This is a genomic window from Burkholderia plantarii, from assembly GCF_001411805.1.
GTDB classification, from domain to species: Bacteria; Pseudomonadota; Gammaproteobacteria; order Burkholderiales; family Burkholderiaceae; genus Burkholderia; species Burkholderia plantarii.
Window position 1 is genome coordinate 897,556 of the sequence record NZ_CP007213.1, and the last position, 22,869, is coordinate 920,424.

Genomic DNA, 22,869 nt, shown 5'->3' on the forward strand with positions numbered 1-22,869 from the left:
GCCGCGGCGGGCCGGCCCGTGGGCGGCATCAGATCAGCGGCGGCGCGTCGTAGGGCGCCCCGGCCGCTCCGGCCACCGCCTGGCCGGACGTCTCCTGCGCCGTGCCGGCTTCGGCGCCCTCCACCGGCGGCGCCGCCGCCCCTCCCTTTTCCCGATACGCGGCCGGCGTCGCCCCGAACTGCTTGCGGAACTCGCGCCCGAGGTGCGAGGCGTCGGCGAAGCCGCAGCTCGACGCGATGTCGGCCACCGTGCGGTCCGAACTCGTCAGCAGCCAGGCGGCGGTGCGCAGCCGCACCTGCTTGGCGTAGGCCTGCGGGCTCCTGCCCGTCTCGGCCTTGAACAGCCGCTCCAGCTGGCGCGCCGACAGGTCCAGCTTGCAGGCCAGCTCCTCGAGCGGCAGCGCGCGCCCGACGTGCTGCTCCATCAGCAGGATCGCGCGCTTGACCTTCGGATGCGTGGCGGGCTCGAGCCCCGGCGGATGCGGTTGCGGCGCGTTGCCCTTCTGCATCTCGCCCACCAGCAGGATCCGCAGCGCCTTCTGCACCGTGGCGTGATCGAAGTGGCGCAGCAGGATCGCGGCGGCCACGTCGATCGAGGCGCGCCCGCCCGAGCAGGTGATGCGGCGCCGGTCGATCACGAACAGGCGGTCGGCGATCAGCCGCTCCTGGTCGACGTTCGGAAAGCGCTCGATGAAATCCCAGTAGTGGAACCAGCTCACGCAGATCCGGTGCGCGTCGAGCACGCCGGCGCGCATCAGCGCGAACACGCCGGTGCAGATCCCCACCACGTTCGCGCCGTCCTGCGCCGCGCTGCGGATGAAGCGCAGCGTCTCGGGGCCGGCCTGCGGCCCCGAATGCAGCAGCCCGCCCACCACCACCACGTAGTCGAACGGCTCGGCCTCGTCGAAGGTCTGCCACGGCGTGATCTGGATCCCGCAGCTCGCGCGCACCGGCGCGAGCGTCTCGCCGATCACCGTCCAGGCGCAGCGCACCGGCTTGCTGTGGTCGCCGTCGTCGGCCGACAGCCGCAGCATGTCGACGAAACCGGAGAACGCGGTGAGCGTGAAATTCGGCAACAGCACGATGCCGAAGCGCAGCCGGGAGGGGGCGGCGTCGGGGGACAGCAGCGAGGCGGGCAGGTCTGGCGTCATTGCAGCGTGATCAGGGAAAACCGGGAGAGCGCCGGGCGGCGGCGCCCCACGTACCGAGCGTCGCCGATCGAGCGGGGGCGGACTTGCGTTTTTCCGTCGCCGATCATCGTCAAAACGCTGTTTTCGGGGCCGCCGCCGCCCCGGTGGCGGCGGCATCCCACTTCGATGCCGTTTTTGTTCTATCGGCGGATTTTACGCTTTGATGTACTGACGCCCAGTGTCCAACCGTTGCGTATCCACCGGAGAAGCAGTCAGATGAACGTCAGCGTTTTCGATCTGTTCAAGATCGGCATCGGTCCGTCGAGCTCGCACACGGTCGGTCCGATGATCGCGGCCTGCCGGTTCGCCTCGCACGTGGAGGACGCCAACCTGCTGGCGTTCGTGCGCCGCGTGCGGGTGGAGCTGTACGGCTCGCTCGGCGCGACGGGCAAGGGCCACGGCACCGACAAGGCGGTGCTGCTGGGGCTGGAGGGCCACCTGCCGGACCTGATCGATCCCGACCTGATCGAGCCGCGCCTGAAGGCGATCCGCGCCGAACGGACGCTCAACCTGCTCGGCCGCCACACGGTGCGCTTCGATGAGAAGGAAGACCTCGGCTTCTACCGCCGCATGATGGCCGGCACCGGCATCGTCCACCCGAACGGCATGCGTTTCCAGGCGTTCGACGAGCACGGCCAGCTGCTGGTGGAGAAGGAGTATTACTCGATCGGCGGCGGCTTCGTGGTGAACCGCGACGGCGACCGCGTGAACGGCGTGCGCGCGGCCACCGAGGTGCCTTACCCGTTCCGCACCGGCGACGACCTGCTGCGCACCTGCCGCGAGAGCGGCCTGTCGATCGCGGAGCTGACGTTTCGCAACGAATGCGCGCTGCGTCCGGCCGAGGAAGTGCGCGCCGGGCTGCTGGCGATCTGGCAGACCATGGCGGCCTGCGTCGAGCGCGGCTGCAAGGTGGAGGGCGAGCTGCCCGGGCCGATGCGCGTCAGGCGCCGCGCGGCCGAACTCTGCCACCGGCTGCGCAGCCGCTCCGAGGAATCGCTGCGCGACCCGCTGTCGATGCTCGACTGGGTCAACCTCTACGCGATGGCCGTCAACGAGGAGAACGCGGCGGGCGGCCGGGTCGTGACGGCGCCCACCAACGGCGCGGCCGGCGTGATCCCGGCGGTGCTGCACTACTACGTGAAGTTCGTGCCGGGCTCGAACGAGCAGGGCATCGTCGAGTTCCTGCTGACGGCTGCCGCGATCGGCATCATCTACAAGGAAACCGCCTCGATCTCGGGCGCCGAGGTGGGCTGCCAGGGCGAGGTGGGGGTGGCCTGCTCGATGGCCGCCGCCGCGCTCGCCGCCGTGATGGGCGGCAACCCCGACCAGGTCGAGAACGCCGCCGAGATCGGCATGGAGCACAACCTCGGCATGACCTGCGACCCGGTGGGCGGCCTCGTGCAGATCCCCTGCATCGAGCGCAACGCGATGGGGGCGATCAAGGCGCTGAACGCCTCGCGCATGGCGCTGAAGGGCGACGGCCAGCACTACGTGTCGCTCGACTCGGTGATCAAGACGATGCGCGAGACCGGCGCGGACATGAAGACGAAATACAAGGAAACGTCGCGCGGTGGCCTCGCCGTGAACGTCATCGAATGCTAAACCAAGGTAACTGCAAATGAGCCGCTACTCGATATTCAGCCTGTTCCGCAACGGCCTGTCGTACCACGAGAACTGGGAACGGCAGTGGAAGAGCCCCGAGCCGAAGAAGGAGTACGACGTCGTGATCGTCGGCGGCGGCGGGCACGGGCTGGCCACCGCCTACTATCTCGCGAAGGAGCACGGCATCACCAACGTGGCGATCCTCGAGAAGGGCTGGATCGGCGGCGGCAACACCGCGCGCAACACCACCATCGTGCGCTCGAACTACCTGTGGGACGAGTCGGCCGGGCTCTACGAGAAGGCGATGAAGCTGTGGGAAGGGCTCTCGCAGGACCTGAACTACAACGTGATGTTCAGCCAGCGCGGCGTGATGAACCTCGCGCACACGCTGCAGGACGTGCGCGACACGCAGCGCCGCGTCAACGCGAACCGCCTCAACGGGGTGGACGCCGAATTCCTCACGCCGGCGCAGATCAAGGAGATCGAGCCGACCATCAACCTCAACAGCCGCTACCCGGTGCTGGGCGCCTCGATCCAGCGGCGCGGCGGCGTGGCGCGCCACGACGCGGTGGCCTGGGGCTACGCGCGCGGCGCCGACCGCGCGGGCGTGGACATCATCCAGAACTGCCAGGTGATCGGCATCCGCCGCGACGGCAACGCCGTGACCGGCGTGGACACCGTGAAGGGCTTCATCAAGGCGAAGAAGGTGGCGGTGGTGGCGGCTGGCAACACCTCGACGCTGGCCGACATGGCCGGCGTGCGGCTGCCGATCGAGAGCCATCCGCTGCAGGCGCTGGTGTCGGAGCCGATCAAGCCGGTGGTCAACACGGTGGTGATGTCGAACGCAGTGCATGCCTACATCAGCCAGTCCGACAAGGGCGACCTCGTGATCGGCGCCGGCATCGACCAATACACGGGTTTCGGCCAGCGCGGCAGCTTCCAGATCATCGAAGGCACGCTGGAGGCGATCGTCGAGATGTTCCCGGTGTTCTCGCGCGTGCGCATGAACCGCCAGTGGGGCGGCATCGTCGACGTTTCGCCCGACGCCTGCCCGATCATCAGCAAGACCGACGTGAAGGGCCTGTACTTCAACTGCGGCTGGGGCACGGGTGGCTTCAAGGCCACGCCGGGCTCGGGCTGGACCTACGCGCACACCATCGCGCGCGACGAGCCGCATCCGCTGAACGCACCGTTCGCGCTCGACCGCTTCTACAGCGGCCACCTGATCGACGAGCACGGCGCCGCCGCCGTCGCCCACTGACCCACGCCACGAGGAACCACAACATGCTGCTGATCGAATGCCCGTGGTGCGGGCCGCGCGCCGAATCCGAATTCTCGTGCGGCGGGGAAGCCGACATCATGCGTCCGCTCGACACCGACGCGCTCTCCGACCGCGAGTGGGGCGACTACCTGTTCATGCGCAAGAACCCGCGCGGCGTGCATCGCGAGCAATGGCTGCACACCCAGGGCTGCCGCCGCTGGTTCAAGGCCACGCGCGACACGGTGAGCTACGACATCCAGGGCTACGAGACGTTCGGCGTGCCCGCACACGACGCACAAGACGCACACGAGGGCAACACGAAATGAGCCAGAAAGACCGCCTGAGCGCGGGTGGCCGGGTCAACCGCGCGATTCCGCTGACCTTCACGTTCAACGGCCGTACCTATCAGGGCTTCCAGGGCGACACGCTGGCCTCGGCGCTGCTCGCCAACGGCGTGCATTTCGTCGCGCGCAGCTTCAAGTACCACCGCCCGCGCGGCATCGTGACGGCCGACGTGGCCGAGCCGAACGCCGTCGTGCAGCTGGAGACGGGTGCCTACACGGTGCCGAACGCGCGCGCCACCGAGATCGAGCTGTACCAGGGGCTGGTGGCCAGCAGCGTGAACGCCGTGCCGTCGCTCGAGAACGACCGCATGGCGATCAACCAGAAGTTCGCGCGCTTCATGCCGGCCGGCTTCTACTACAAGACCTTCATGTGGCCGCGCAGGTTCTGGCCGAAGTACGAGGAGAAGATCCGCGAGGCGGCCGGCCTCGGCAAGGCGCCCGAGCAGCTCGACGCCGACCGCTACGACAAGCAGTTCGCGCATTGCGACGTGCTGGTGGTGGGCGGCGGGCCGACCGGGCTGGCGGCCGCGCACGCGGCGGCCGTGTCCGGCGCGCGCGTGATCCTGGTGGACGACCAGCGCGAACTCGGCGGCAGCCTGCTGTCGTGCCGCGCCGAGATCGACGGCCGGCCGGCGCTGCAATGGGTCGAGAAGATCGAGGCGGAACTCGCGCGCCTGCCCGACGTGAGGATCCTCACGCGCAGCACCGCGTTCGGCTACCAGGACCACAACCTCGTCACGGTCGCGCAGCGCCTGACCGAGCACCAGCCGGTGTCGATGCGCAAGGGCTCGCGCGAGCTGCTGTGGAAGATCCGCGCCAGGCACGTGGTCCTCGCCACCGGCGCGCAGGAGCGGCCGATCGTGTTCGGCAACAACGACCTGCCCGGCGTGATGCTGGCGGGCGCGGTGTCCACCTACATCCATCGCTACGGCGTGCTGCCGGGCCGCAACGCCGTGGTGTTCACCAACAACGACCGCGGCTACCAGACCGCGCTCGACCTGAAGGCGCACGGCGCCAAGGTGACCGTGGTCGATTCGCGCCAGGGCGCGGACGGCGCGCTGCCGGCCGCCGCGAAGAAGCACGGCGTGGCCGTGATGAGCGGCTCGGTGGTGGCCACCGCCAACGGCCGCCAGCACGTGCAGTCGGTGGAGATCGCGTCCTACGCGAACGGCAGGACGGGCGCCGCCACCGCCACGCTCGGCTGCGATCTGCTGGCGATGTCGGGTGGTTTCAGCCCGGTGCTGCACCTGTTCGCGCAGTCGGGCGGCAAGGCGCACTGGCACGACGAGAAGGCCTGTTTCGTGCCGGGCAAGGCGGTGCAGCGCGAGACCAGCGTGGGCGCGGCGGCCGGCGAGTTCTCGCTGGCGCGCGGCCTGCGGCTGGCCGTCGATGCCGGCGCGGAGGCCGCCAGGGCGGCCGGCTTCGACGGCGCGCAGCGCCCCGTCGCGCCGCAGGCGACCGATCTCGCCGAGGCCGCGCTCGAACCGCTCTGGCTGGTGGGCAGCGGCGAGCAGGTCACGCGCGGGCCGAAGCGCTTCGTCGATTTCCAGAACGACGTCGGCGCCGCCGACATCCTGCTGGCCGCGCGCGAGGGCTTCGAGTCGGTCGAGCACGTCAAGCGCTACACGGCGATGGGCTTCGGCACCGACCAGGGCAAGCTCGGCAACATCAACGGCATGGCGATCCTCGCGCAGGCGCTCGGCAAGACCATCCCCGAGACCGGCACCACCACCTATCGCCCGAACTACACGCCGGTCACGTTCGGCGCGTTCGCGGGCCGCGAGCTGGGCGACTTCCTCGACCCGGTCCGCAAGACCTGCGTCCACGAGTGGCACGTCGAGCACGGCGCGCTGTTCGAGGACGTCGGCAACTGGAAGCGCCCCTGGTACTTCCCGAGGCCCGGCGAGGACCTGCACGCGGCGGTGGCGCGCGAATGCCTGGCGGTGCGCAACAGCGTCGGCATCCTCGACGCCTCCACGCTCGGCAAGATCGACATCCAGGGCCCCGACGCGGTCAAGCTGCTGAACTGGGTCTACACGAACCCCTGGAACAAGCTGGAAGTGGGCAAGTGCCGCTACGGCCTGATGCTCGACGAGAACGGCATGGTGTTCGACGACGGCGTGACGGTGCGCCTCGCCGATCAGCACTACATGATGACCACCACCACCGGCGGCGCGGCGCGCGTGCTGACCTGGCTGGAGCGCTGGCTGCAGACCGAATGGCCCGACCTGAAGGTGCGCCTGTCGTCGGTCACCGACCACTGGGCGACGTTCGCCGTGGTCGGCCCGAACAGCCGCAAGGTGGTGCAGAAGGTCTGCCAGGACATCGACTTCGCGAACGGCGCGTTCCCGTTCATGAGCTATCGCGACGGCACCGTGGCCGGCGTGAAATCGCGCGTGATGCGGATCAGCTTCTCGGGCGAGCTGGCCTATGAAATCAACGTGCCGGCCAACGCGGGCCGCGCGGTCTGGGAAGCGATCATGGCGGCCGGCGCCGAGTACGACATCACGCCATACGGCACCGAGACGATGCACGTGCTGCGCGCCGAGAAGGGCTACATCATCGTCGGCCAGGACACCGACGGCTCGGTCACGCCGCACGATCTCGGCATGAGCGGCCTGGTGGCGAAGTCGAAGGACTTCCTCGGCCGGCGCTCGCTGTCGCGCTCGGACACCATGCGCGAGAACCGCAAGCAGTTCGTCGGCCTGCTGACCGAGGATCCGGCGATCGTGCTGGAGGAGGGCGGCCAGATCGTGGCGCCCGACGCGAGCGCGAACGCCGATGGCCTGACGCCGATGATCGGCCACGTCACGTCGAGCTACTACAGCCCGATCCTGAAGCGCTCGATCGCGCTCGCGGTGGTGAAGGGCGGCCTGAACAAGATGGGGCAGCCGGTGGCGATCTCGCTCGCGAACGGCAAGCGCGTGGTCGCGAAGATCACGAGCCCGGTTTTCTACGACACCGAAGGGGTACGTCAGCATGTGGAATGAAACGAGAAATCAGACTTCGGTGGCCGTGCAACCGGCGGGCCTGCGGCTCGAATCGCCGCTGGTGGGCGCGCAGGACGTGCTGAAGCCGCATCAGGGCCACGCCTCGCAGAAGTTCCAGCTGCGCGAGCGGCCGTTCCTCGATCTCGTCAACGTGCGCGGCGAGGCGGCCGATCCGGCCTTCGTCGCCGCGTTCGAGCAGGTGGTCGGCTGCCGGCCGCCCGTCAAGCCGAACACGGTGGCGCGTGGCGCCGACTACGACGTGCTGTGGCTCGGACCCGACGAATGGCTGGTGCGCTCGCACGGCCCGGTGGCGGCCGGACAGCTCGAGGGCCGGCTCGCGCCGGCGCTGGCCGGGCTCTACGCGGCGGCGGTGGACGTCGGCAGCGGCTACACCGTGCTCGAGATCAGCGGCGAGCGCGTGCGCGACGTGATCTCGCGCGGCTGCCCGCTCGACCTGCATCCGCGCGGCTTCGGCGTGGGCCAGTGCGCGCAGAGCCATTACTTCAAGGCCTCGCTGACGCTGGTGCCCACCGGCGAGCAAAGCTACGAACTGGTGATCCGCCGCAGCTTCGCCGACTATTTCGTGCGCATCATGCTCGACGCCGCGGCGCCGCTCCTGCCATGAAGCCGGTCGACGGCCCGTTCGCCCCGCTCGAACCGCCGCGCGGGCGCGGCTGGAGCGTGTTCATCGACGAACTGCGGGTGCCGGCGCGGATCGGCATCCATCCGCACGAGCACGAGGCGCCGCAGCCGGTCGTGATCGACGCGCGGCTCGGCTACCGGTGCGAGCCGGCCGAGCGCGGCGCGAGCGGCTACATCGACTACGACGGCTACTGCGCGCGCGTGGCGGCGTGGCTCGCGCACAAGCCGCACACGCGGCTGCTCGAAACGCTGGTGGCGGAGCTGGCCGCGCTGTCGTTCGACGAATGGCCGGCGCTCGAATCGATCACGCTCGCGCTGCACAAGCCTGAGATCCGTCCCGGGACGCGGCGCGTCGGCGTCGAGCTGGACTGGACCCGCGCCGATTACGCGGCGTGGCGCGCGGCCCTGGAGACGCGCGCACGCGGGCTCGCCACGGCGGCGATGGGCGGGTATGGGGAGATGGCCACGCATTGATGCGCGGCGCGTGCCGCGTCGTGTGCGACGCTGGCGGCGCTAGGTGGTCGAAGGCGAGCGCAGCGCCCGTTCGCGCTCAATGCGCGAGCAGTGCGCTGCGCTCGCCTTCGAGCGAAATGATGCGGGCGACGATACCGTGCAGTTGCGCGCGTTGCGCCGGCTGCAGGGCGTCGCTGGCCAGAATCGCCTCGAGGCGCGCGCGCCAGTGGGCGAGCGGCGCCGGTTCGCCGTTGGCGAGGCAGCCGACCAGCTGTTCGAGGGCCGACAGGTCGCCGTCGATGGACGTGAAACTCATCACACACACTCCTGATTTGACATCGAACGGCGCTGCGCGGCGAGCAGCAAGCCGGGCCGGAGCCGCCCCCGCCCACCGCGAGGCGGCGGGACGGGGGCGCTCCGGCGGTGCGCGCCGCTTACTTCTTCAGCGCATCCTTCGCGTCGCCGACGCCCTTGCGTGCCTCGCCGGCCGCCTGCTGGAGATCACCCTTGACCTCCTGCTTCGTGTTGCCGGTCGCCTTGCCGACGGCCTCGTTGATCTTGCCCTTCACTTGCTCGGCGGTGCCCTTCACGTGGTCCTTGTTCATGATCTTGCTCCTCTCGTAAGTCGTGCTCGTTGCAGACGGATCGAATCCCGCCGTCTCGGGAATGAATCGTCTCGCGGCGAACGCAGGCATCGCGCGTAACGGAATGCCTGCGGGCGCAACCAGACGACGCAGTGCGATGCATGTCGCGCGCGGGGCTGCCGCGCGCGACGGCGAGGCTCAGTTCAACTGGCCGTTCGCGCCTTGCTTCTTCAGCTCGGGCGGCAGGCCCTGCATCAGGTCGGACATGTCGTCGGCGTGTTCCTCTTCCACCGCGAGGATGGTTTCGAACAGGCGGCGCGTGGTCGGGTCCTTGTCGCCGAGGTACTGGATCGCGTCGCGGTAGCTGTCGATCGCGATCCGCTCCGCGACCAGGTTCTCGACGATCATGTCGACCAGCGACGAGCCCTCGACGTATTCCGCGTGGCTGCGCGCCGTGAGCCCGTCCGGCGCGAGGTCGGGGCTGCCGCCGAGCTGGACGATGCGCGCGGCGATCATGTCGGCGTGGCTCTGTTCCTCGTTCGAATGAGCGAGGAACTCGTCGGCGATCGCCGACGACTGAATGCCCTTGGCCATGTAGTGATGGCGCCGGTAGCGCAGCATGCAGACGATCTCGGTGGCGAGCGCCTCGTTGAGCAGCCGCAGGACGGTGTCGCGGTCGGCGCCGTAGCCGGCCGTCACGGCGCCGTCATCGACGTGCTTGCGGGCGCGCTCGCGCAGGGTCTGGACATCGGTCAGTTTCGTGCTGTCGGTCATCGCAATCCTCTTTGTTCGTTCGTCGAAGAAGCATCGGGCCGGCGTCCGGCGCGGCCGCGGCGGCATCGCGTGCCACCGGGCGCGGCGTCCGGGCGGCGCCCGATGCATTCGCCTCGATGCATTCGTGTCGATCTGGCGCCGGCCGGACGGAACGGGCCAGCGCGCCCTTCCTTTAAGCAGGTCCCGTGCCCGTTCGCGCGGGCTTGCCCGGCGCGCCGCCGCGAGGCTGGCCATGGCGGCTGGCCCGGCGCGCCCGGCGGCCATGCGGGGCGGGGCTCGGAGCGGGATCGAGAACACCCGGGAGAGGCGGGAGCGGACGGAGCAACGGCGCATGCGCGCGGACGCGCGAGGGCCGCGCGCGTGGCCGATATCACCCGCGATGCGAGCGCGCTTGTAATTCCTACACGGCGCATCGGGCATGCGAAAACGGCATGCGTTCGCGAGGCGGCTGCCCGCCCCGGCATTCAGCGGGGGCGGGCAGCTTTCGCGGGGCGCCGGTCGCGCAGCGACGGCGAACGCTCGGTCAGCGCGGGTGAGGCGGCGGGTGACGTGATGGACGAGGGGGCGGATGAGGCGGCGAGGGCGGCGTCCCGCGCAGCCGGCTGCGCCGCCCCGGCATTCCGCGCCTGCGCGAACTGCCGGCGCCAGGCCACCGGCGTCGTGCCGCGCGCGGCCTTGAACTGCCGGTTGAAATGCGCGGCGCTCGGAAAGCCGGAGCGCTCGGCGATCACCGATACCGGCAGCGTCGTGTCGGCGAGCAGCCGGCAGGCATGGCCGAGCCGCACGCGCGTGACGTAGCGGCCCACGCTCTCGCCGAGATGCCGCGCGAACTGGCGCGTGAGCGTCCGTTCCGACAGGCCGGCCGCCTTCGCGAGCGCGGCGAGCTGCAGCGGCCTGGCGTACTGCGTGTCGATCAGCGCGAGCACGCGCGCGAGCCGCTCGGGCTCGTGGCCGCCGAGCGTGCCGGTCGCGGCGCCGAACGCGCTCGGCGTGGCGAGCGGCTCGGCTGGCGTGGTGGCCAGCGCATGCAGCACCTCGAGCACCGCGGTGAGCCGCTCGCGCGGCGCGTCGGCCAGCAGCGCGTCGAGCCGCTCGCGCATGCGCGTGCCGGCGCCGTCCTCGAAGCGCAGCCCGCAGGCCGCGCGCCGCAGCAGGTCGCGCAGACCGTTGTGTTCGGGGCAGACGTCGGCGAGCCGGTGTATCCAGGCGCCGTCGAACCAGATCACGATCGCCACCTGCGGGGCGCCCGCCTCGATCGAGCGGTTCGACGCCCAGGTGTGCGGCAGATTGGGCGGCACCAGCACCAGATCGTCGGCGCCGTAGCTGGCCACCGAATCGCCGATATAGCGCCTGCCGCGGCTGTTCATCGTCAGCGTCAGCTCGTACTCGGGGTGGTGGTGCCACTCGAACGGGATCCGCGGCAGCCGCCGGTGATAAATCCGCACCGAACAGCCGGCGCCGAAATCGACATGCTCGTAGGCTGCCTTCATATGGCTGAATCCGCAGCGACAATGACCGGATCGTATCACTGACGCGGGCCGCGCCGGCATACGATGCGCAGCACCCCACCACAATCAGGAGACGACATCATGGCCCTGCACATCGACGATTTGCCCGCCGCCATCCGCGCGGCCAAGCGCGAACTGCGCGCGGCGCTGCCGAACCATCGCGAGGTGTTCGCCGAGGTCGAGGCGGCGATGCGCGAGATGGCGCGCGAGATCGCCGCGCTGCGCGAACGCGGCGCCGCCGTGATTCCCGAGATCCGCTTCGAGGACATCGACGCCGGGCGCGTCGAGGCCGGGACGATCGCGCTCGTGAAGCAGCGCGGCGCCTGCGTGATCCGCGGCGTGTTCGCGCGCGAGCAGGCCGAGCGCTGGGATCGCGAGATCGCCGATTACATCGCGCGCAACGATCTGGACGCGCGGCTCGCGCACCGCGCCGAGGACAACTATTTCGGCCAGCTCGCGTCGAGCCGGCCGCAGATCCACGGCGTCTACTGGTCGGCGCCGCAGGTGGCCGCGCGCCAGTCGCCGGCGCTGACCCGGGCGCGCGTGTTCCTGAACCGGCTGTGGCGCGCGACGGGCGAGGGCGGCGAGCGGCACTTCGATCCCGAGCGCGTGCCGGCCTATGCCGACCGCCTGCGCCGGCGCCCGCCCGGCTCGGCCTCGCTGGGGCTGTCCGCGCATTGCGACGGCGGCTCGGTGGAGCGCTGGATCGAGGCGAATTTCCGCCGCGTCTACCGGCACGTGTTCGCCGGCAACTGGCGCGACTACGATCCGTTCGACGCCGCGTGGCGCACCGAGGTGGAGGAGATCGCGTCGCCGGCCGTCTGCTCGATGTTCCGCACCTTCCAGGGCTGGACCGCGCTGACGCCGCAAGGCCCCGGCGACGGCACGCTGCAGTTGGTGCCGATCGCCAACGCGATGGCGTACATCCTGCTGCGCGCGCTGCAGGACGACGTGGCCGACGACGATCTGTGCGGCGCGATGCCGGGCCGCGCGCTGTCGATCCGGGCCGAGTACCACGCGCCGCTGTTCGACGCGCTGTCGTCGATCCCGCCGATGCAGCCGGGCGACACCGTGTTCTGGCACGGCGACGTGATCCACGCGGTCGAGGACGAGCACCGCGGCAGCGGCGACAGCAACGTGATGTACATCGCGTCGGCACCGGGCTGCGCGAAGAACGACGCGTACCTGCGGCGGCATTGGCCGCATTTCGTCGACGGTCGCAGCCCGCCCGATTTTCCCGCCGATCACTTCGAGGCCGACTTCATCGGCCGCGCGACGGCCGACGACCTGACGCCGGTCGGGCGCGAGCAGATGGGCGCCCCGCTGTCGCGCTGAGCGCGCGGGCGGCCGCGGGGCCGGCTCGGCTCGGCTCGGGTTCGGGACCGGTTCCGCAGCAGCGCGGGATTCGGCTCAGGGCTCCCCGGCGACGCAGTATTCGCTGAAGCCGGGGCGCGCCGTGAGGCGGCGATAGTAATCGGCGACAGCGTCGAGCGCGGGGCGCTCGAACGGCGTGTTGAACCAGCGATGCGCCGACAGGCCGATCGCGATGTCGGCGATCGAATACTGCGCGCCGGTCACGAACGCGCCGGTCTCTTGCAGCCGGCCGTCGAGCGTGCGCATCTGGCGCGTCCAGTTCGCGATCGAGGCGGCCACCGCCTGCGGGTCCTGATGCGCGGGCGAGCGCCGGCCGAGGCCCATGAACGCGTAGATCCACGCGCGGTTCAGGTCGGTGGCCTGCCAGTCGAGCCACTGGTCGACGCGGGCGCGCTCGCGCGGCGCGGCCGGGTAGAGCGCCTCGCCGCCGTGGCTCGATGCCAGGTAGCGCAGGATCGCGTTCGATTCCCACAGCACGAAGTCGCCGTCGCGGATCACCGGCACCAGGCCGTTCGGATTCAGCGCGAGGAACTCGGGCGTGTCGGTCGAGCGAAAGCCCGAGCCCCAGTCCTCCCGCTCGAACGGCAGTTGCAGCTCGGCGCAGAGCCACAGTACCTTGCGCACGTTGATGGACGGTGTCTTGCCGAGAATCTGCAGCATGGAGCCTCCGCTCGCGATCGATGTCGAGCGGGCAGTGTAAGCGACGGCGCGCGGCGCGGCCAATGGCGAAACGCACGGCGCCGGCCGGGCGCCTCGTACCGGCCGCGCGCGCGATGGCGTGAGGCCGGCGCGGCCCGCGTGGGTCAGAACAGCTGGCGCAGGCCGACGCTGACGAGGGTCTGCGAGCGGGTGGCCGCCGAATGGCCGTTCGCCTTGTCGGACGCCGACGCGGTGGCGGCGGTGGGCCGGCCGAACGCGTCGAGCGTCATGCCCGAGGCGTGCTGGTAGGCGCCGAGCAGGTAGACCGTGGTGCGCTTCGAGAGGTCGTAGAACGCGCCGAGCGAGGCGTCGTGGTACGTCGCGCTTTCGGCGAGGCCGTCCACGTCGCCGCGGCGCGTGTAGTTGTAGCCCGCGAACAGCCTCGTGTTGGCCGCCACCTTCCACTGCGTGAAGAGGCCCGCGATGTTGAACGTGGCGTGGCCGTGGTACAGCGAATTGCCGCCCGCGCGGTACTGCACGTTGCTGTAGTTGGCGCCCACCAGCACCGGGCCGAAATCCCAGGTCGCGCCGGTGGCGAGGATCTGCTGCGTTTGCGCGCTCGCGAAGCCCTCGCTGATCGACGAGCCGAAGGTGCCGTCGTCGCTGCCGTCCCAGCGGCCGCCGCCCGGCGCGAGCTGGCCGGCGCGGCCGTTGTCGGCGCGCTCGAAGCCGGCGCCGAGCTTGAGCGGCCCGTTCGCGTAGGCCGCGCCCACGCTCCAGGTGCTGCGCCGCTTCATGCTGCCGGCCTGGTTGCCGAAGCCGTACATCGCGCCGAACGTGAGGCCGTCGTAGTTGGCGCTGGTGTACTTGACCGCGTTGTCGACGCGCACGGTCTGGTCGAGATCGTCGATGTCGCCGGGGTGCGCGGCGTAGCCGCCCGAGAATTTCACCGGCGACACGCCGTTCACGAAATCGTCGAGCGAGGTGTACTGGCGCCCCATCGTCAGCGTGCCGTAGCGTTCGTTGCCGAGCCCGACGAAGGCTTGCCGGCCGAACAGGCGGTTGCCCTGCTGCGAGGTGCCGCTGGCGATCTCGAAGCCGTTCTCGAGCGCGAAGATCGCGCGCCAGCCGCCGCCGAGCGTCTCGGTGCCGCGGATGCCCCAGCGGCTGCCGGACAGCGCGCCGCCCGCGAGCGCGAGAGTCGAATGGCCGGCCGCGCCCGGCCCGGTGCCGGTTCGTTCGTTGCTGCGGTAGGTGAGGCCGGCATCGACGATGCCGTAGAGCGTGACCGAGCTTTGTGCCCAGGCGGCGGTGGCGAGTGGGAGCAGCAGCGAGGCCGCGGCGAAATGTTTTTTCATCGTCTGATCCGAGCATGGTTGTCGTGGTGGCGTCGAGCCGGGACGCGAGGTTGACCGGCGACGCGCGCGAGTACGGAGACGAGGCCGGCGGCGCGGGTGGGTGGTGCCGCGGGCCGGGTCCGGCCGGCGCGCGCGGGCGGCGGGTGAGCGGGTGGCGCGCCGGCGCGGGCCGTCTGGCCGTCGCCTCCGTGCGCGCATGGTAAGGAGCCGGCGCGGCGCGAATTAACGTGAACGATGCGAATAGATTGTTTCGGACGATGTCCCGGCGCGGGCTCGTGCGGATGCCGCGATCTGTGTGCGCGCCGCCCGGCGGGCACCCGCGCTCGACGGGCGGCGCATGCTCTCGAAGTGCTTCGAGCCGGCGGCGCGACAAAATACCCCGGCCGTCATGCGGTGGCGGCGCAACACGGGTGATTGCGATGCCGCATGCACGCCGCCTGCGGGCGCGCGATGAGGCACCGCGCAGGAGCGCCGCGTGACGAGTGGCGTGCGGCGTGCCGAGTGCCGAGTGCCGAGTGCCGAGTGGCGTGCGAAAGGCGGAAAGTCGAGTGCGGAGTGTTGGAAGGCGAGGTGCCGCGCGCGCCTACACGCGCGAGCGGATCGGCAGGTCGGCCGGGCGCGGCGTCCTGCGCGAGAGCCGCGCACGCACCGGCGTATCGACGTAGCGGTCGAGCAGCGCCACCAGCGCGAGCATCGCGATGACGAACACGGCGAGCGCGCCCTTGCCGTACTGGTGGCCGTGCGTGGCCGGCAGCCGCGCGAGCGCCAGGAGCATCGGCACGTGGAGGATGTAGAGGCCGTACGAGGTGCGGCCGAGGAAATCGAAGGCCGGCAGCAGCGCGGCCGGCGGCTCGAACGAGGTGGCGAGCCGCACGATCAGCGGCACCACCAGCAGCACTTCCACGATCACCGCCGGCCCGGTCCAGCGCGCGGGAATCTGCGCGCACAGCAGCAGCGCCGTGACGGCCAGCGCGAGCAGCGACCACGGCGCGCTGCTCGGGCGTCGCGCGCGGTCGCGCAGTCGGTGGAGCAGCACGCCGGCCGCGAACGAGAACGTCACGCGCGCCACCGCGATGACGGTGCCGGACAGATCCCAGCCGGCGTCGATATTGTGGTGCGTCCAGGCATGCGCGCCGATCACGAGCGCGGCCGGCACCATGCAGCCGAGCAGGACGCGCAGCCCGCCGTTCGCGAGCGCGCGCGCATAGGCGAGGTTGGCGAGGATCTCGTACAACAGCGACCAGGCCGGATTGTTGACCGGATAGAGCGGCGCGGCGCGCGACGGCAGCATCAGCAGCGACAGCGCGACGAAGGCCGCGGTGGCGGCCGTCGACGGAACCTGATGGCCGTGCGCGCGTGCGAGCGCGACGAAATAGCTCGTCAGGCCCACCGCGGTGGCGATCAGGTACAGCGGGAACAGGCGGATCAGCCGCCGCTTCGCGAACGCCGGGACGCTCAGGCTGCCCGAGCGCAGTCGCGCTTCATAGGCGTTGGCCACCACGAAGCCGCTGATCGCGAAGAACAGGTCCACGGCCAGATAGCTCTGCTGGAAGTGCGGCGACGCAAATACCAGCGGCGTATGGCGAAACACGATCAGGATCGCGGCGACGCCGCGTATCGCATCCAGGTTGGCGTACTTCGACGTCGTCATGTTCGATGGCGAGGGCAGCGGAAAGCGCGCGGTCAGGGCGGCCGGCCGGGATGGCCCAGCCGGGGCGGCCCGGCGCGAGTGGGCGTGATTGTAAGGCGTCGCGATGTCGCCGCGCGAACCGGGAACGGGCAGGGCGGGGATGAATTCGGGCAGGCTCGCGCGGGTCCGTCTCGCGCCGGCGGCAACGTGCTGCCGGCGGCATCCGTTTCCCGCCGGGCGCGCACGGCGGACGCCCGGGCCGCGCGGCCCGACCGTCGAAGTCGGGCCGGGTTCGGCGCCCGGCGGCAAGCCCCATGCCCGGCGCACCACGTCCGGCGCGCGCGAAAGCACGGCAAACATGGAAAACGACCAACCCGAAAACCACCCCCGCCGCGGCCTCGAATTTTTTTGATTTTCTTCTAGACGACTGGTCTATTCCTGCGTATAGTCCGTCCATGGCTAACGCACACCCATCTCAATCCAGCGACGTCCGCGACAACATCATTGCTGTCGGGCAGCGGCTGATCGGCGCCAAAGGCTTTGCCGGCGTCGGTTTGAACGAGTTGCTGTCGGAAGCCGGCGTGCCGAAGGGGTCGTTCTATCACTACTTCGGCTCGAAGGATGCGTTTGGCGTGGCGTTGCTGGAAAGCTATTTCGACGATTACCTGGCCGATCTCGACCGCACGCTGTCGCAGCCGGGACTGAACATGGCCGAACGGCTAATGGACTACTGGCGGGTCTGGCGCGAAACGCAGTCGTTCTACGACTGCCAGGGCAAGTGCCTCGCGGTCAAGCTCGGCGCCGAGGTGGCGGACATGTCGGAAACCATGCGCGCCACCCTGAACCGAGGCACGGCGGGCATCGTCAGCCGCCTGGCCCGGGCGATCGAGGCCGGCGTCGCCGAGGGGTCGCTGTCGATCGGGGGCGAAGCCCGCCAGGTCGCGCAGAGCCTGTACCAGCTGTGGCTCGGCGCCAGCATCATGGTCAAGATCGTTCGCAACGTCCAGCCCTTCGAGATGGCGTTGGGAACGACGCGGCAAATGCTTCACCTGGCGCCCTGACGTAGCGGGGCAGCCAGCGCACTTCCTGGGGAAGTGCTTTTTTTGGGGCTGTTTCTAGACGACTGGTCTACTAATGGCCGGTCACCCACCGACCGATTCATCGATTTACCGACTCACCCGCTCAACTCAACGGAGAAACGACATGAAAGTCCTGATGGTTCTGACCTCGCACGACGAACTCGGCAACACTGGCCGCAAGACGGGCTTCTGGCTCGAGGAACTGGCCGCTCCCTTCTACGCGTTCAAGGACGCCGGCGCGGAAATTGTGCTGGCGTCGCCCAAGGGCGGCCAGCCGCCGCTCGACCCGAAGAGCAACGAGCCGGCCAACCAGACCGACATGACGCGCCGCTTCGAGCAGGATGCGCAGGCCACCGCGCAGCTGGCCGCCACGGTGCGGCTGGACAGCGTCTCGCAGGCCGACTTCGACACGGTGTTCTACCCCGGCGGCCACGGCCCGCTGTGGGATCTCGCCGAGGACCGCGATTCGATCGCGCTGATCGAGGCGTTCATCGCGGCCGGCAAGCCCGTCGCGCTGGTCTGCCACGCGCCCGGCGTGCTGCGCCACGTCCGCACGCCGGCCGGCGCGCCGCTGGTCCAGGGCAGGCAGGTCACCGGCTTCACCAATTCCGAGGAGGCCGCGGTCGGGCTGACCCAGGTGGTGCCGTTCCTCGTCGAGGACGAACTGAAGGCCAAGGGCGGCGTGTATTCGAGCATCGGCGACTGGGCGCCGTATGTCGTCACCGACGGCCTGCTGATCACCGGGCAGAACCCGGCCTCGTCGGCGCCGGCCGCCGCCACGCTGATGCAGCACCCGGCGCTCGCCGCGCGCTGACCCATGCCGGCCCGGCCGCCGGCCGGGTCGCCTCCAATCGATCAGGATTCCTCATGAGCGAACCGACCTTGCAACATCCCGCCCTCTTCACGCCGGTCGAACTCGGCGGGCTCACGCTGCGCAACCGCATCGTGCTGCCGCCGCTGACGCGCCAGCGCAGCGCGCAGCCCGGCGACGTGCCGACCGAACTCGCCGCGCGCTACTACCGCCAGCGCGCGAGCGCCGGCTTCATGGTCAGCGAGGGCACGCAGATCGAGCCGCGCGGCCAGGGCTACGCCTGGACGCCGGGCATCTACAGCGACGCGCAGATCGACGGCTGGCGGCGCGTGACCGACGCGGTCCACGCCGAGGGCGGCGTGATCTTCGCGCAGCTGTGGCACGTGGGCCGCGTCTCGCACACGGCGCTGCAGCCGGGCGGCGCGGCGCCGCTCGCGCCGTCGGCGATTCCGGCCCGGCAGGCCAAGGCGTTCATCGCGACCGGTCCCGGCACCGGCACGCTGGTCGCGCCGTCCGAGCCGCGCGCGCTCACCGTGGCCGAGATCGGCGAACTGGTCGGGCTCTATGCGCGGGCGGCCCGCAACGCGCTGCGGGCCGGCTTCGACGGCGTCGAGATCCACGCGGCCAACGGCTATCTGGTGAACCAGTTCATTTCGGAGCACGCCAACACGCGTGACGACGCCTACGGCGGCACGCTGCACAACCGCCTGCGCTTCCTGCGCGAGATCGTCGAGGCGGTGGCCGCCGAGGTCGGGCCGCAGCGGCTCGGCGTGCGCTTCACGCCGCTGTTCACGAGTACCGACCAGGACCGCGTCTACATCGGCCTCGTCGAAGCGGACCCGCAGCGGACCTACGTCGAGGCGATCAAGGTGCTGGAGGCGGCCGGCGCCGCCTACGTGTCGATCGCCGAGGCCGACTGGGACAACGCGCCGGAGCTGCCGGAAGCGTTCCGCCGCGAAGTGCGGCGCAGCTTCAGCGGCCGCATCCTGTACGCGGGACGCTACACGGCCGAGCGCGGCGCCCGGCTGGTCGAGGCCGGCCTCGCGGACCTGATCGCGTTCGGCCGGCCGTTCATCGCGAACCCGGACCTGCCGGCGCGCATCGCGAACGGCTGGCCGCTCAACGCGCTGAACCCCGCCACGCTGTACGGCGGCGGCGAAGCCGGCTTCACCGACTATCCGGTGTACGCGCAATCCATTTTCCAGTCGTCGAACGAGGTGGCGTCATGAGCCAGGGAATCGAGAACAAGGTGGTCCTGATCACGGGCGGCAGCACCGGCATCGGCGCCGAGGCGGCACGCCATCTGGCGGCGCGCGGTGCCCGGGTGGCGGTCGCGGCGCGGCGCCGGGACAAGCTCGACGAGGTGGTGGCCGACATCGAGGCGGCGGGCGGCGAGGCGAGGGCCTACGCGCTCGACGTCACCGACAGGCATCGGGTGGAGGCGGTGGCCGCGGCGGTGGTGGCCGATTTCGGCCGGCTCGACGTGCTCGTCAACAACGCCGGGCTGATGCCGATCCGGCCGATGGCCGAGGTCAACACCGACGAGTGGGACGCGATGATCGACGTCAACCTGAAGGGCACGCTCTACGGCATCGCCGCCGCGCTGCCGCGCTTCCTGGCGCAGGGCGGCGGCCACATCATCAACCTGAGTTCGGTGGCCGGCATCAAGGTGTTCGCGCCGGGCGGCACGGTGTACTCCGGCACCAAGTACGCGGTGCGGGCGATCTCCGAGGGGCTGCGCCAGGAAGTGGGCGAGCGGATTCGCGTCACCTCGATCGAGCCCGGCGCGGTGGACAGCGACCTCAAGTTCAGCACCTCCGGCACCGCGCAGGAAACCGTGCTCGAGTTCTACCGGCAGGCGATTCCGGCCGCCTCGGTGGCGCGGGCCATCGCGTTCGCGATCGAGCAGCCCGACGACGTCGACATCAACGAGATCGTGCTGCGCCCGACCAGCCAGACGTTCTGACGGCGGCGCTGAGGGCGCCCGTCGCGCCGGCGCGCCGCAATCCGCGCGCCGACCGTTCAACCGTTAGAATCGCGGTTTTAGCCCGGAACACGTCCATGTCCTTTGCCTCGCTTGGCCTGATCGAACCGTTGCTGCGTAATCTGCGGGATCTCAATTACGCGGAGCCCACGCCGGTGCAGGCCAAGGCGATTCCTGCCGTGCTCGGCGGCAAGGACGTGATGGCCGGCGCACAGACCGGCACCGGCAAGACCGCCGGCTTCGCCTTGCCGCTGTTGCAGCGGCTGGTGCAGCAGGGCCCCGCGGTGTCGAGCAATCGCGCCCGCGTGCTGGTGCTGGTGCCCACCCGCGAGCTGGCCGAGCAGGTGCTGCAAAGCTTCGTCGATTACGGCCGCGGCCTCGACCTGCGCATGCTGGCCGCCTATGGCGGCGTCAGCATCAATCCGCAGATGATGAAGCTGCGCAAGGGCGTGGACGTGCTGGTTGCCACCCCGGGCCGGCTGCTCGATCTGAACCGGCAGAACGCGGTGCAGTTCGATCAGGTATGCACGCTGGTGCTGGACGAGGCCGACCGCATGCTGGATCTCGGCTTCGCGCGCGAACTCGATGCCGTGTTCGCCGCCTTGCCCGCGCGGCGCCAGACGCTGCTGTTCTCCGCGACGTTTTCCGACGACATCCGCGCGATGGCCGCGAAGCTGCTGCGCGAGCCCGTGCAGATCAGCGTCAGCGCGCCCAACGCCACGGCCAGCCGGGTCCGCCAGTGGGTGGTGACGGTCGACAAACGCAACAAGCCCGAGCTTTTCATGCACCTGCTGGCCGAGAACGGCTGGCAGCACGCGCTGGTGTTCGCCAAGACCCGGGTCGGCGTCGATTATCTGGCGGCCAGGCTGGAGGAGGCGGGCCACGCGGTCGATACGATCCATGGCGACAAGCCGCAGCCCGCGCGCTTGCGGGCGCTGGAGCGCTTCAAGCGCGGCGAGGTGCGAATGCTGGTGGCTACCGACGTGGCGGCGCGCGGGCTCGATATCGACGACCTGCCGCTCGTGATCAACGTCGATCTGCCGATCGTGGCGCAGGACTACGTGCATCGGATCGGCCGCACCGGCCGCGCGGGCGCGAGCGGCGTGGCGGTGTCGCTGGTGTGTGCCGACGAGGCGCCGCAACTGGCCGCGATCGAGGCGCTGATCCGGCAGACGCTGCGCCGCGAGGAGGAACCCGGTTTCGAGGCCGAGCACCGCGTGCCGCAAACCAGCACCACCGGCGAACTGATCAAGAAGCCGAAAAAGCCCAAGAAGCCGAAGGTGCCGCAAGCGGCGCCGGGTGGCGCGCAGGCGGCCGGCGCGAAACCGCGCGCGCAGGGGGCGCAGGGGGCGCAGGGGGCGCAGGGAGCAAAACGGGCGCAAGGCAAGCCCAAGGCGGCGCCGCCGCGTGCGGGCGCCGCCGGGGATGTCACCCATGGCAGCCCGTTCAGCAGTGTGCGCAAGCCGGCCGGCAAGGGCGCCGGCAAATCGCGCTCGCCACGCTGAAGCGCGCGCCACGGCGCTCGCCGTCGGGACCGGGGCGCCGTGGCTTCGGGCCACCATCGGGGCATCCGTTTGCGCCGTTGCGGACGGTGCGATCACCCGGGTAAGCCGAACGCGGCCCCCGCTCCGCAGGCATGCGGCGCTGCCGCCCGATCACGCCCCCCCGTTCCCGGTGCCGGTTTTCAAATTCGTCGCGCTACACTACGACACCGCCATCCGCCGTGGCGCGGATGCATCGTTTTCCTTCCCGGACATCGCATGTCGAAACGACCTTCCCCTGAACAACGGCGCGAGCTCGGCACGTTCCTGTCCAGCCGCCGCGCACGCCTGCAGCCCGCCGGGTTCGGCCTGCCCGAGGGCGCGCGGCGCACGCCGGGCCTGCGCCGCGAGGAAGTGGCGGTGCTCGCCGGCGTCAGCGTCAGCTGGTACACCTGGCTCGAACAGGGACGCGACATCCAGCCGTCGGCCGACGCGCTGCGCCGGATCGCCGGCGTGCTGCGGCTCGACGCGGTGGAGTCGGCGCATCTGTTCGCACTGTCCTCGCGCGAGGTGGCGCCAGCCGTCGCGGACGGCGGCGGCGTCAGCGAGGGGCTCGAACTGCTGGTGCGCTCGATCAACGTGCCGGCCTACGTGCGCAATGCGCGACTCGACATCCTGGCCTGGAACGACGCCATCGCGGACCTGTTCGTCGACTACGGCTCGCTGCAGCCGCACGAACGCAACACGCTGCGGCTGCTGTTCCTCTACAAGCCGTATCGCAGCCTGATCCTCGACTGGGAGCCGATGACGCGCGGCATGATCTCGGCGTTTCGCGCCGCGCGCGCCCAGGCGCAGGACCAGGCGCCGTTCGACAGCCTGATCGAGGAACTGACGGCGCTGAGTCCCGAGTTTCGCGACTGGTGGCAGGACGTCGACGTAAAGGGCTTCGACGAGGGCGACAAGCGGCTGCGCACCCCGTCGGGCGGCCTGATCGAGTTCACCTACGTGGCGCTCACGCCCATCGGCCGGCCCGACCTCTCGCTCGTGACCTACCTCCCCCGCCACACTGCCAGTGACTCCGGCTCATAGGATCACAAGACGCCTTCTTCACCCGGTTCGATGTGCCTAAAGTTGATCCCAGTGCAGCACTTTCCCACTGTTTTCAA

The 22,869-nt window shown here is 70.3% G+C and carries 21 protein-coding genes; 13 read left to right on the forward strand and 8 right to left on the reverse strand.

Features of this window, described 5'->3' with window-relative positions:
• Positions 1-28: 28 nt before the first annotated feature.
• Positions 29-1,150 carry a GlxA family transcriptional regulator gene (locus bpln_RS21305; protein WP_055139920.1) on the reverse strand — a complete coding sequence of 374 codons (1,122 nt, stop codon included), beginning with the start codon at positions 1,148-1,150 and terminating at the stop codon, positions 29-31.
• 255 nt (positions 1,151-1,405) lie between these two features.
• Between bpln_RS21305 and bpln_RS21310 the strand changes: the two genes are divergently transcribed.
• The 6 genes from bpln_RS21310 to bpln_RS21335 are packed head-to-tail and all read left to right on the forward strand — an operon-like array spanning position 1,406 to position 8,502.
• Complete coding sequence (locus bpln_RS21310) at positions 1,406-2,791, forward strand: L-serine ammonia-lyase (protein WP_055139921.1); 1,386 nt, start codon at positions 1,406-1,408, stop codon at positions 2,789-2,791.
• A gap of 16 nt (positions 2,792-2,807) precedes the next feature.
• A complete protein-coding gene (locus tag bpln_RS21315) occupies positions 2,808-4,052 on the forward strand; it encodes a sarcosine oxidase subunit beta family protein (protein WP_042627312.1) in 1,245 nt (414 codons plus the stop codon).
• 23 nt (positions 4,053-4,075) lie between these two features.
• Positions 4,076-4,378: a sarcosine oxidase subunit delta gene (locus bpln_RS21320; RefSeq protein ID WP_055139922.1), complete on the forward strand. Its 303-nt coding sequence runs from the start codon at positions 4,076-4,078 to the stop codon at positions 4,376-4,378.
• Positions 4,375-7,386, forward strand: coding sequence for a sarcosine oxidase subunit alpha family protein (locus tag bpln_RS21325; protein WP_055139923.1), 3,012 nt, complete (start codon positions 4,375-4,377; stop codon positions 7,384-7,386). The genes bpln_RS21320 and bpln_RS21325 overlap by 4 nt, the downstream gene beginning before the upstream one ends.
• Positions 7,376-8,011 carry a sarcosine oxidase subunit gamma gene (locus bpln_RS21330; protein ID WP_055139924.1) on the forward strand — a complete coding sequence of 212 codons (636 nt, stop codon included), beginning with the start codon at positions 7,376-7,378 and terminating at the stop codon, positions 8,009-8,011. Before bpln_RS21325 ends, bpln_RS21330 begins: the two co-directional genes overlap by 11 nt.
• Positions 8,008-8,502, forward strand: a complete 495-nt coding sequence (locus bpln_RS21335; RefSeq protein WP_055139925.1) for a dihydroneopterin aldolase — start codon at positions 8,008-8,010, stop codon at positions 8,500-8,502. The genes bpln_RS21330 and bpln_RS21335 overlap by 4 nt, the downstream gene beginning before the upstream one ends.
• 76 nt (positions 8,503-8,578) lie before the next feature.
• On the opposite strand, the gene bpln_RS21340 is transcribed toward bpln_RS21335, so the two are convergent.
• The 4 genes from bpln_RS21340 to bpln_RS21355 form a co-directional block, all read right to left on the reverse strand.
• On the reverse strand, positions 8,579-8,797 hold the full coding sequence (locus tag bpln_RS21340; RefSeq protein WP_042627317.1) for a hypothetical protein: 219 nt from the start codon (positions 8,795-8,797) through the stop codon (positions 8,579-8,581).
• Positions 8,798-8,915: 118 nt separating this feature from the next.
• The gene (locus bpln_RS21345) at positions 8,916-9,086 is read right to left on the reverse strand and encodes a CsbD family protein (RefSeq protein ID WP_042627318.1); all 171 of its coding nucleotides are present in this window, start codon (positions 9,084-9,086) and stop codon (positions 8,916-8,918) included.
• A gap of 177 nt (positions 9,087-9,263) precedes the next feature.
• A complete protein-coding gene (locus tag bpln_RS21350) occupies positions 9,264-9,839 on the reverse strand; it encodes a ferritin-like domain-containing protein (RefSeq protein WP_042627319.1) in 576 nt (191 codons plus the stop codon).
• Between the two features lie 464 nt (positions 9,840-10,303).
• Positions 10,304-11,329: a helix-turn-helix domain-containing protein gene (locus bpln_RS21355; RefSeq protein ID WP_055139926.1), complete on the reverse strand. Its 1,026-nt coding sequence runs from the start codon at positions 11,327-11,329 to the stop codon at positions 10,304-10,306.
• 99 nt (positions 11,330-11,428) lie between these two features.
• Between bpln_RS21355 and bpln_RS21360 the strand changes: the two genes are divergently transcribed.
• On the forward strand, positions 11,429-12,682 hold the full coding sequence (locus bpln_RS21360) for a DUF1479 domain-containing protein (RefSeq protein WP_055139927.1): 1,254 nt from the start codon (positions 11,429-11,431) through the stop codon (positions 12,680-12,682).
• Positions 12,683-12,757: 75 nt separating this feature from the next.
• Here the strand turns inward: bpln_RS21360 and bpln_RS21365 are convergent, their stop codons facing one another.
• From bpln_RS21365 to bpln_RS21380, 3 genes are all read right to left on the reverse strand, one after another.
• A complete protein-coding gene (locus bpln_RS21365; RefSeq protein ID WP_055139928.1) occupies positions 12,758-13,381 on the reverse strand; it encodes a glutathione S-transferase family protein in 624 nt (207 codons plus the stop codon).
• A gap of 143 nt (positions 13,382-13,524) precedes the next feature.
• Positions 13,525-14,718 (reverse strand): porin, encoded by a 1,194-nt coding sequence (locus bpln_RS21370; protein ID WP_055139929.1) that lies wholly within the window; start codon positions 14,716-14,718, stop codon positions 13,525-13,527.
• 583 nt (positions 14,719-15,301) lie between these two features.
• A complete protein-coding gene (locus tag bpln_RS21380) occupies positions 15,302-16,369 on the reverse strand; it encodes an acyltransferase family protein (RefSeq protein WP_055139931.1) in 1,068 nt (355 codons plus the stop codon).
• A 434-nt stretch (positions 16,370-16,803) separates the two neighbouring features.
• Between bpln_RS21380 and bpln_RS21385 the strand changes: the two genes are divergently transcribed.
• From bpln_RS21385 to bpln_RS21410, 6 genes are all read left to right on the forward strand, one after another.
• Positions 16,804-17,409 carry a TetR/AcrR family transcriptional regulator gene (locus bpln_RS21385; RefSeq protein ID WP_055139932.1) on the forward strand — a complete coding sequence of 202 codons (606 nt, stop codon included), beginning with the start codon at positions 16,804-16,806 and terminating at the stop codon, positions 17,407-17,409.
• A gap of 142 nt (positions 17,410-17,551) precedes the next feature.
• Entirely contained in the window at positions 17,552-18,241 is a 690-nt protein-coding gene (locus bpln_RS21390; RefSeq protein ID WP_042627326.1) for a type 1 glutamine amidotransferase domain-containing protein, read from the forward strand.
• Between the two features lie 53 nt (positions 18,242-18,294).
• The gene (locus bpln_RS21395; RefSeq protein ID WP_208459471.1) at positions 18,295-19,467 is read left to right on the forward strand and encodes an alkene reductase; all 1,173 of its coding nucleotides are present in this window, start codon (positions 18,295-18,297) and stop codon (positions 19,465-19,467) included.
• A complete protein-coding gene (locus bpln_RS21400; protein WP_042627327.1) occupies positions 19,464-20,204 on the forward strand; it encodes an SDR family oxidoreductase in 741 nt (246 codons plus the stop codon). The genes bpln_RS21395 and bpln_RS21400 overlap by 4 nt, the downstream gene beginning before the upstream one ends.
• Before the next feature lie 95 nt (positions 20,205-20,299).
• Positions 20,300-21,727 carry a DEAD/DEAH box helicase gene (locus bpln_RS21405; RefSeq protein WP_055139933.1) on the forward strand — a complete coding sequence of 476 codons (1,428 nt, stop codon included), beginning with the start codon at positions 20,300-20,302 and terminating at the stop codon, positions 21,725-21,727.
• A gap of 255 nt (positions 21,728-21,982) precedes the next feature.
• On the forward strand, positions 21,983-22,792 hold the full coding sequence (locus bpln_RS21410; RefSeq protein WP_042627329.1) for a helix-turn-helix transcriptional regulator: 810 nt from the start codon (positions 21,983-21,985) through the stop codon (positions 22,790-22,792).
• Positions 22,793-22,869: the final 77 nt, after the last annotated feature.

Excerpts from the sequence above, each read along its gene's own strand:
- bpln_RS21305 (WP_055139920.1), bottom strand. The coding sequence starts at position 1,150 with ATGACGCCAGACCTGCCCGCCTCGCTGCTGTCCCCCGACGCCGCCCCC.
- bpln_RS21310 (WP_055139921.1), top strand. The coding sequence starts at position 1,406 with ATGAACGTCAGCGTTTTCGATCTGTTCAAGATCGGCATCGGTCCGTCG.
- bpln_RS21315 (WP_042627312.1), top strand. The coding sequence starts at position 2,808 with ATGAGCCGCTACTCGATATTCAGCCTGTTCCGCAACGGCCTGTCGTAC.
- bpln_RS21320 (WP_055139922.1), top strand. The coding sequence starts at position 4,076 with ATGCTGCTGATCGAATGCCCGTGGTGCGGGCCGCGCGCCGAATCCGAA.
- bpln_RS21325 (WP_055139923.1), top strand. The coding sequence starts at position 4,375 with ATGAGCCAGAAAGACCGCCTGAGCGCGGGTGGCCGGGTCAACCGCGCG.
- bpln_RS21330 (WP_055139924.1), top strand. The coding sequence starts at position 7,376 with ATGTGGAATGAAACGAGAAATCAGACTTCGGTGGCCGTGCAACCGGCG.
- bpln_RS21335 (WP_055139925.1), top strand. The coding sequence starts at position 8,008 with ATGAAGCCGGTCGACGGCCCGTTCGCCCCGCTCGAACCGCCGCGCGGG.
- bpln_RS21340 (WP_042627317.1), bottom strand. The coding sequence starts at position 8,797 with ATGAGTTTCACGTCCATCGACGGCGACCTGTCGGCCCTCGAACAGCTG.
- bpln_RS21345 (WP_042627318.1), bottom strand. The coding sequence starts at position 9,086 with ATGAACAAGGACCACGTGAAGGGCACCGCCGAGCAAGTGAAGGGCAAG.
- bpln_RS21350 (WP_042627319.1), bottom strand. The coding sequence starts at position 9,839 with ATGACCGACAGCACGAAACTGACCGATGTCCAGACCCTGCGCGAGCGC.
- bpln_RS21355 (WP_055139926.1), bottom strand. The coding sequence starts at position 11,329 with ATGAAGGCAGCCTACGAGCATGTCGATTTCGGCGCCGGCTGTTCGGTG.
- bpln_RS21360 (WP_055139927.1), top strand. The coding sequence starts at position 11,429 with ATGGCCCTGCACATCGACGATTTGCCCGCCGCCATCCGCGCGGCCAAG.
- bpln_RS21365 (WP_055139928.1), bottom strand. The coding sequence starts at position 13,381 with ATGCTGCAGATTCTCGGCAAGACACCGTCCATCAACGTGCGCAAGGTA.
- bpln_RS21370 (WP_055139929.1), bottom strand. The coding sequence starts at position 14,718 with ATGAAAAAACATTTCGCCGCGGCCTCGCTGCTGCTCCCACTCGCCACC.
- bpln_RS21380 (WP_055139931.1), bottom strand. The coding sequence starts at position 16,369 with ATGACGACGTCGAAGTACGCCAACCTGGATGCGATACGCGGCGTCGCC.
- bpln_RS21385 (WP_055139932.1), top strand. The coding sequence starts at position 16,804 with ATGGCTAACGCACACCCATCTCAATCCAGCGACGTCCGCGACAACATC.
- bpln_RS21390 (WP_042627326.1), top strand. The coding sequence starts at position 17,552 with ATGAAAGTCCTGATGGTTCTGACCTCGCACGACGAACTCGGCAACACT.
- bpln_RS21395 (WP_208459471.1), top strand. The coding sequence starts at position 18,295 with ATGAGCGAACCGACCTTGCAACATCCCGCCCTCTTCACGCCGGTCGAA.
- bpln_RS21400 (WP_042627327.1), top strand. The coding sequence starts at position 19,464 with ATGAGCCAGGGAATCGAGAACAAGGTGGTCCTGATCACGGGCGGCAGC.
- bpln_RS21405 (WP_055139933.1), top strand. The coding sequence starts at position 20,300 with ATGTCCTTTGCCTCGCTTGGCCTGATCGAACCGTTGCTGCGTAATCTG.
- bpln_RS21410 (WP_042627329.1), top strand. The coding sequence starts at position 21,983 with ATGTCGAAACGACCTTCCCCTGAACAACGGCGCGAGCTCGGCACGTTC.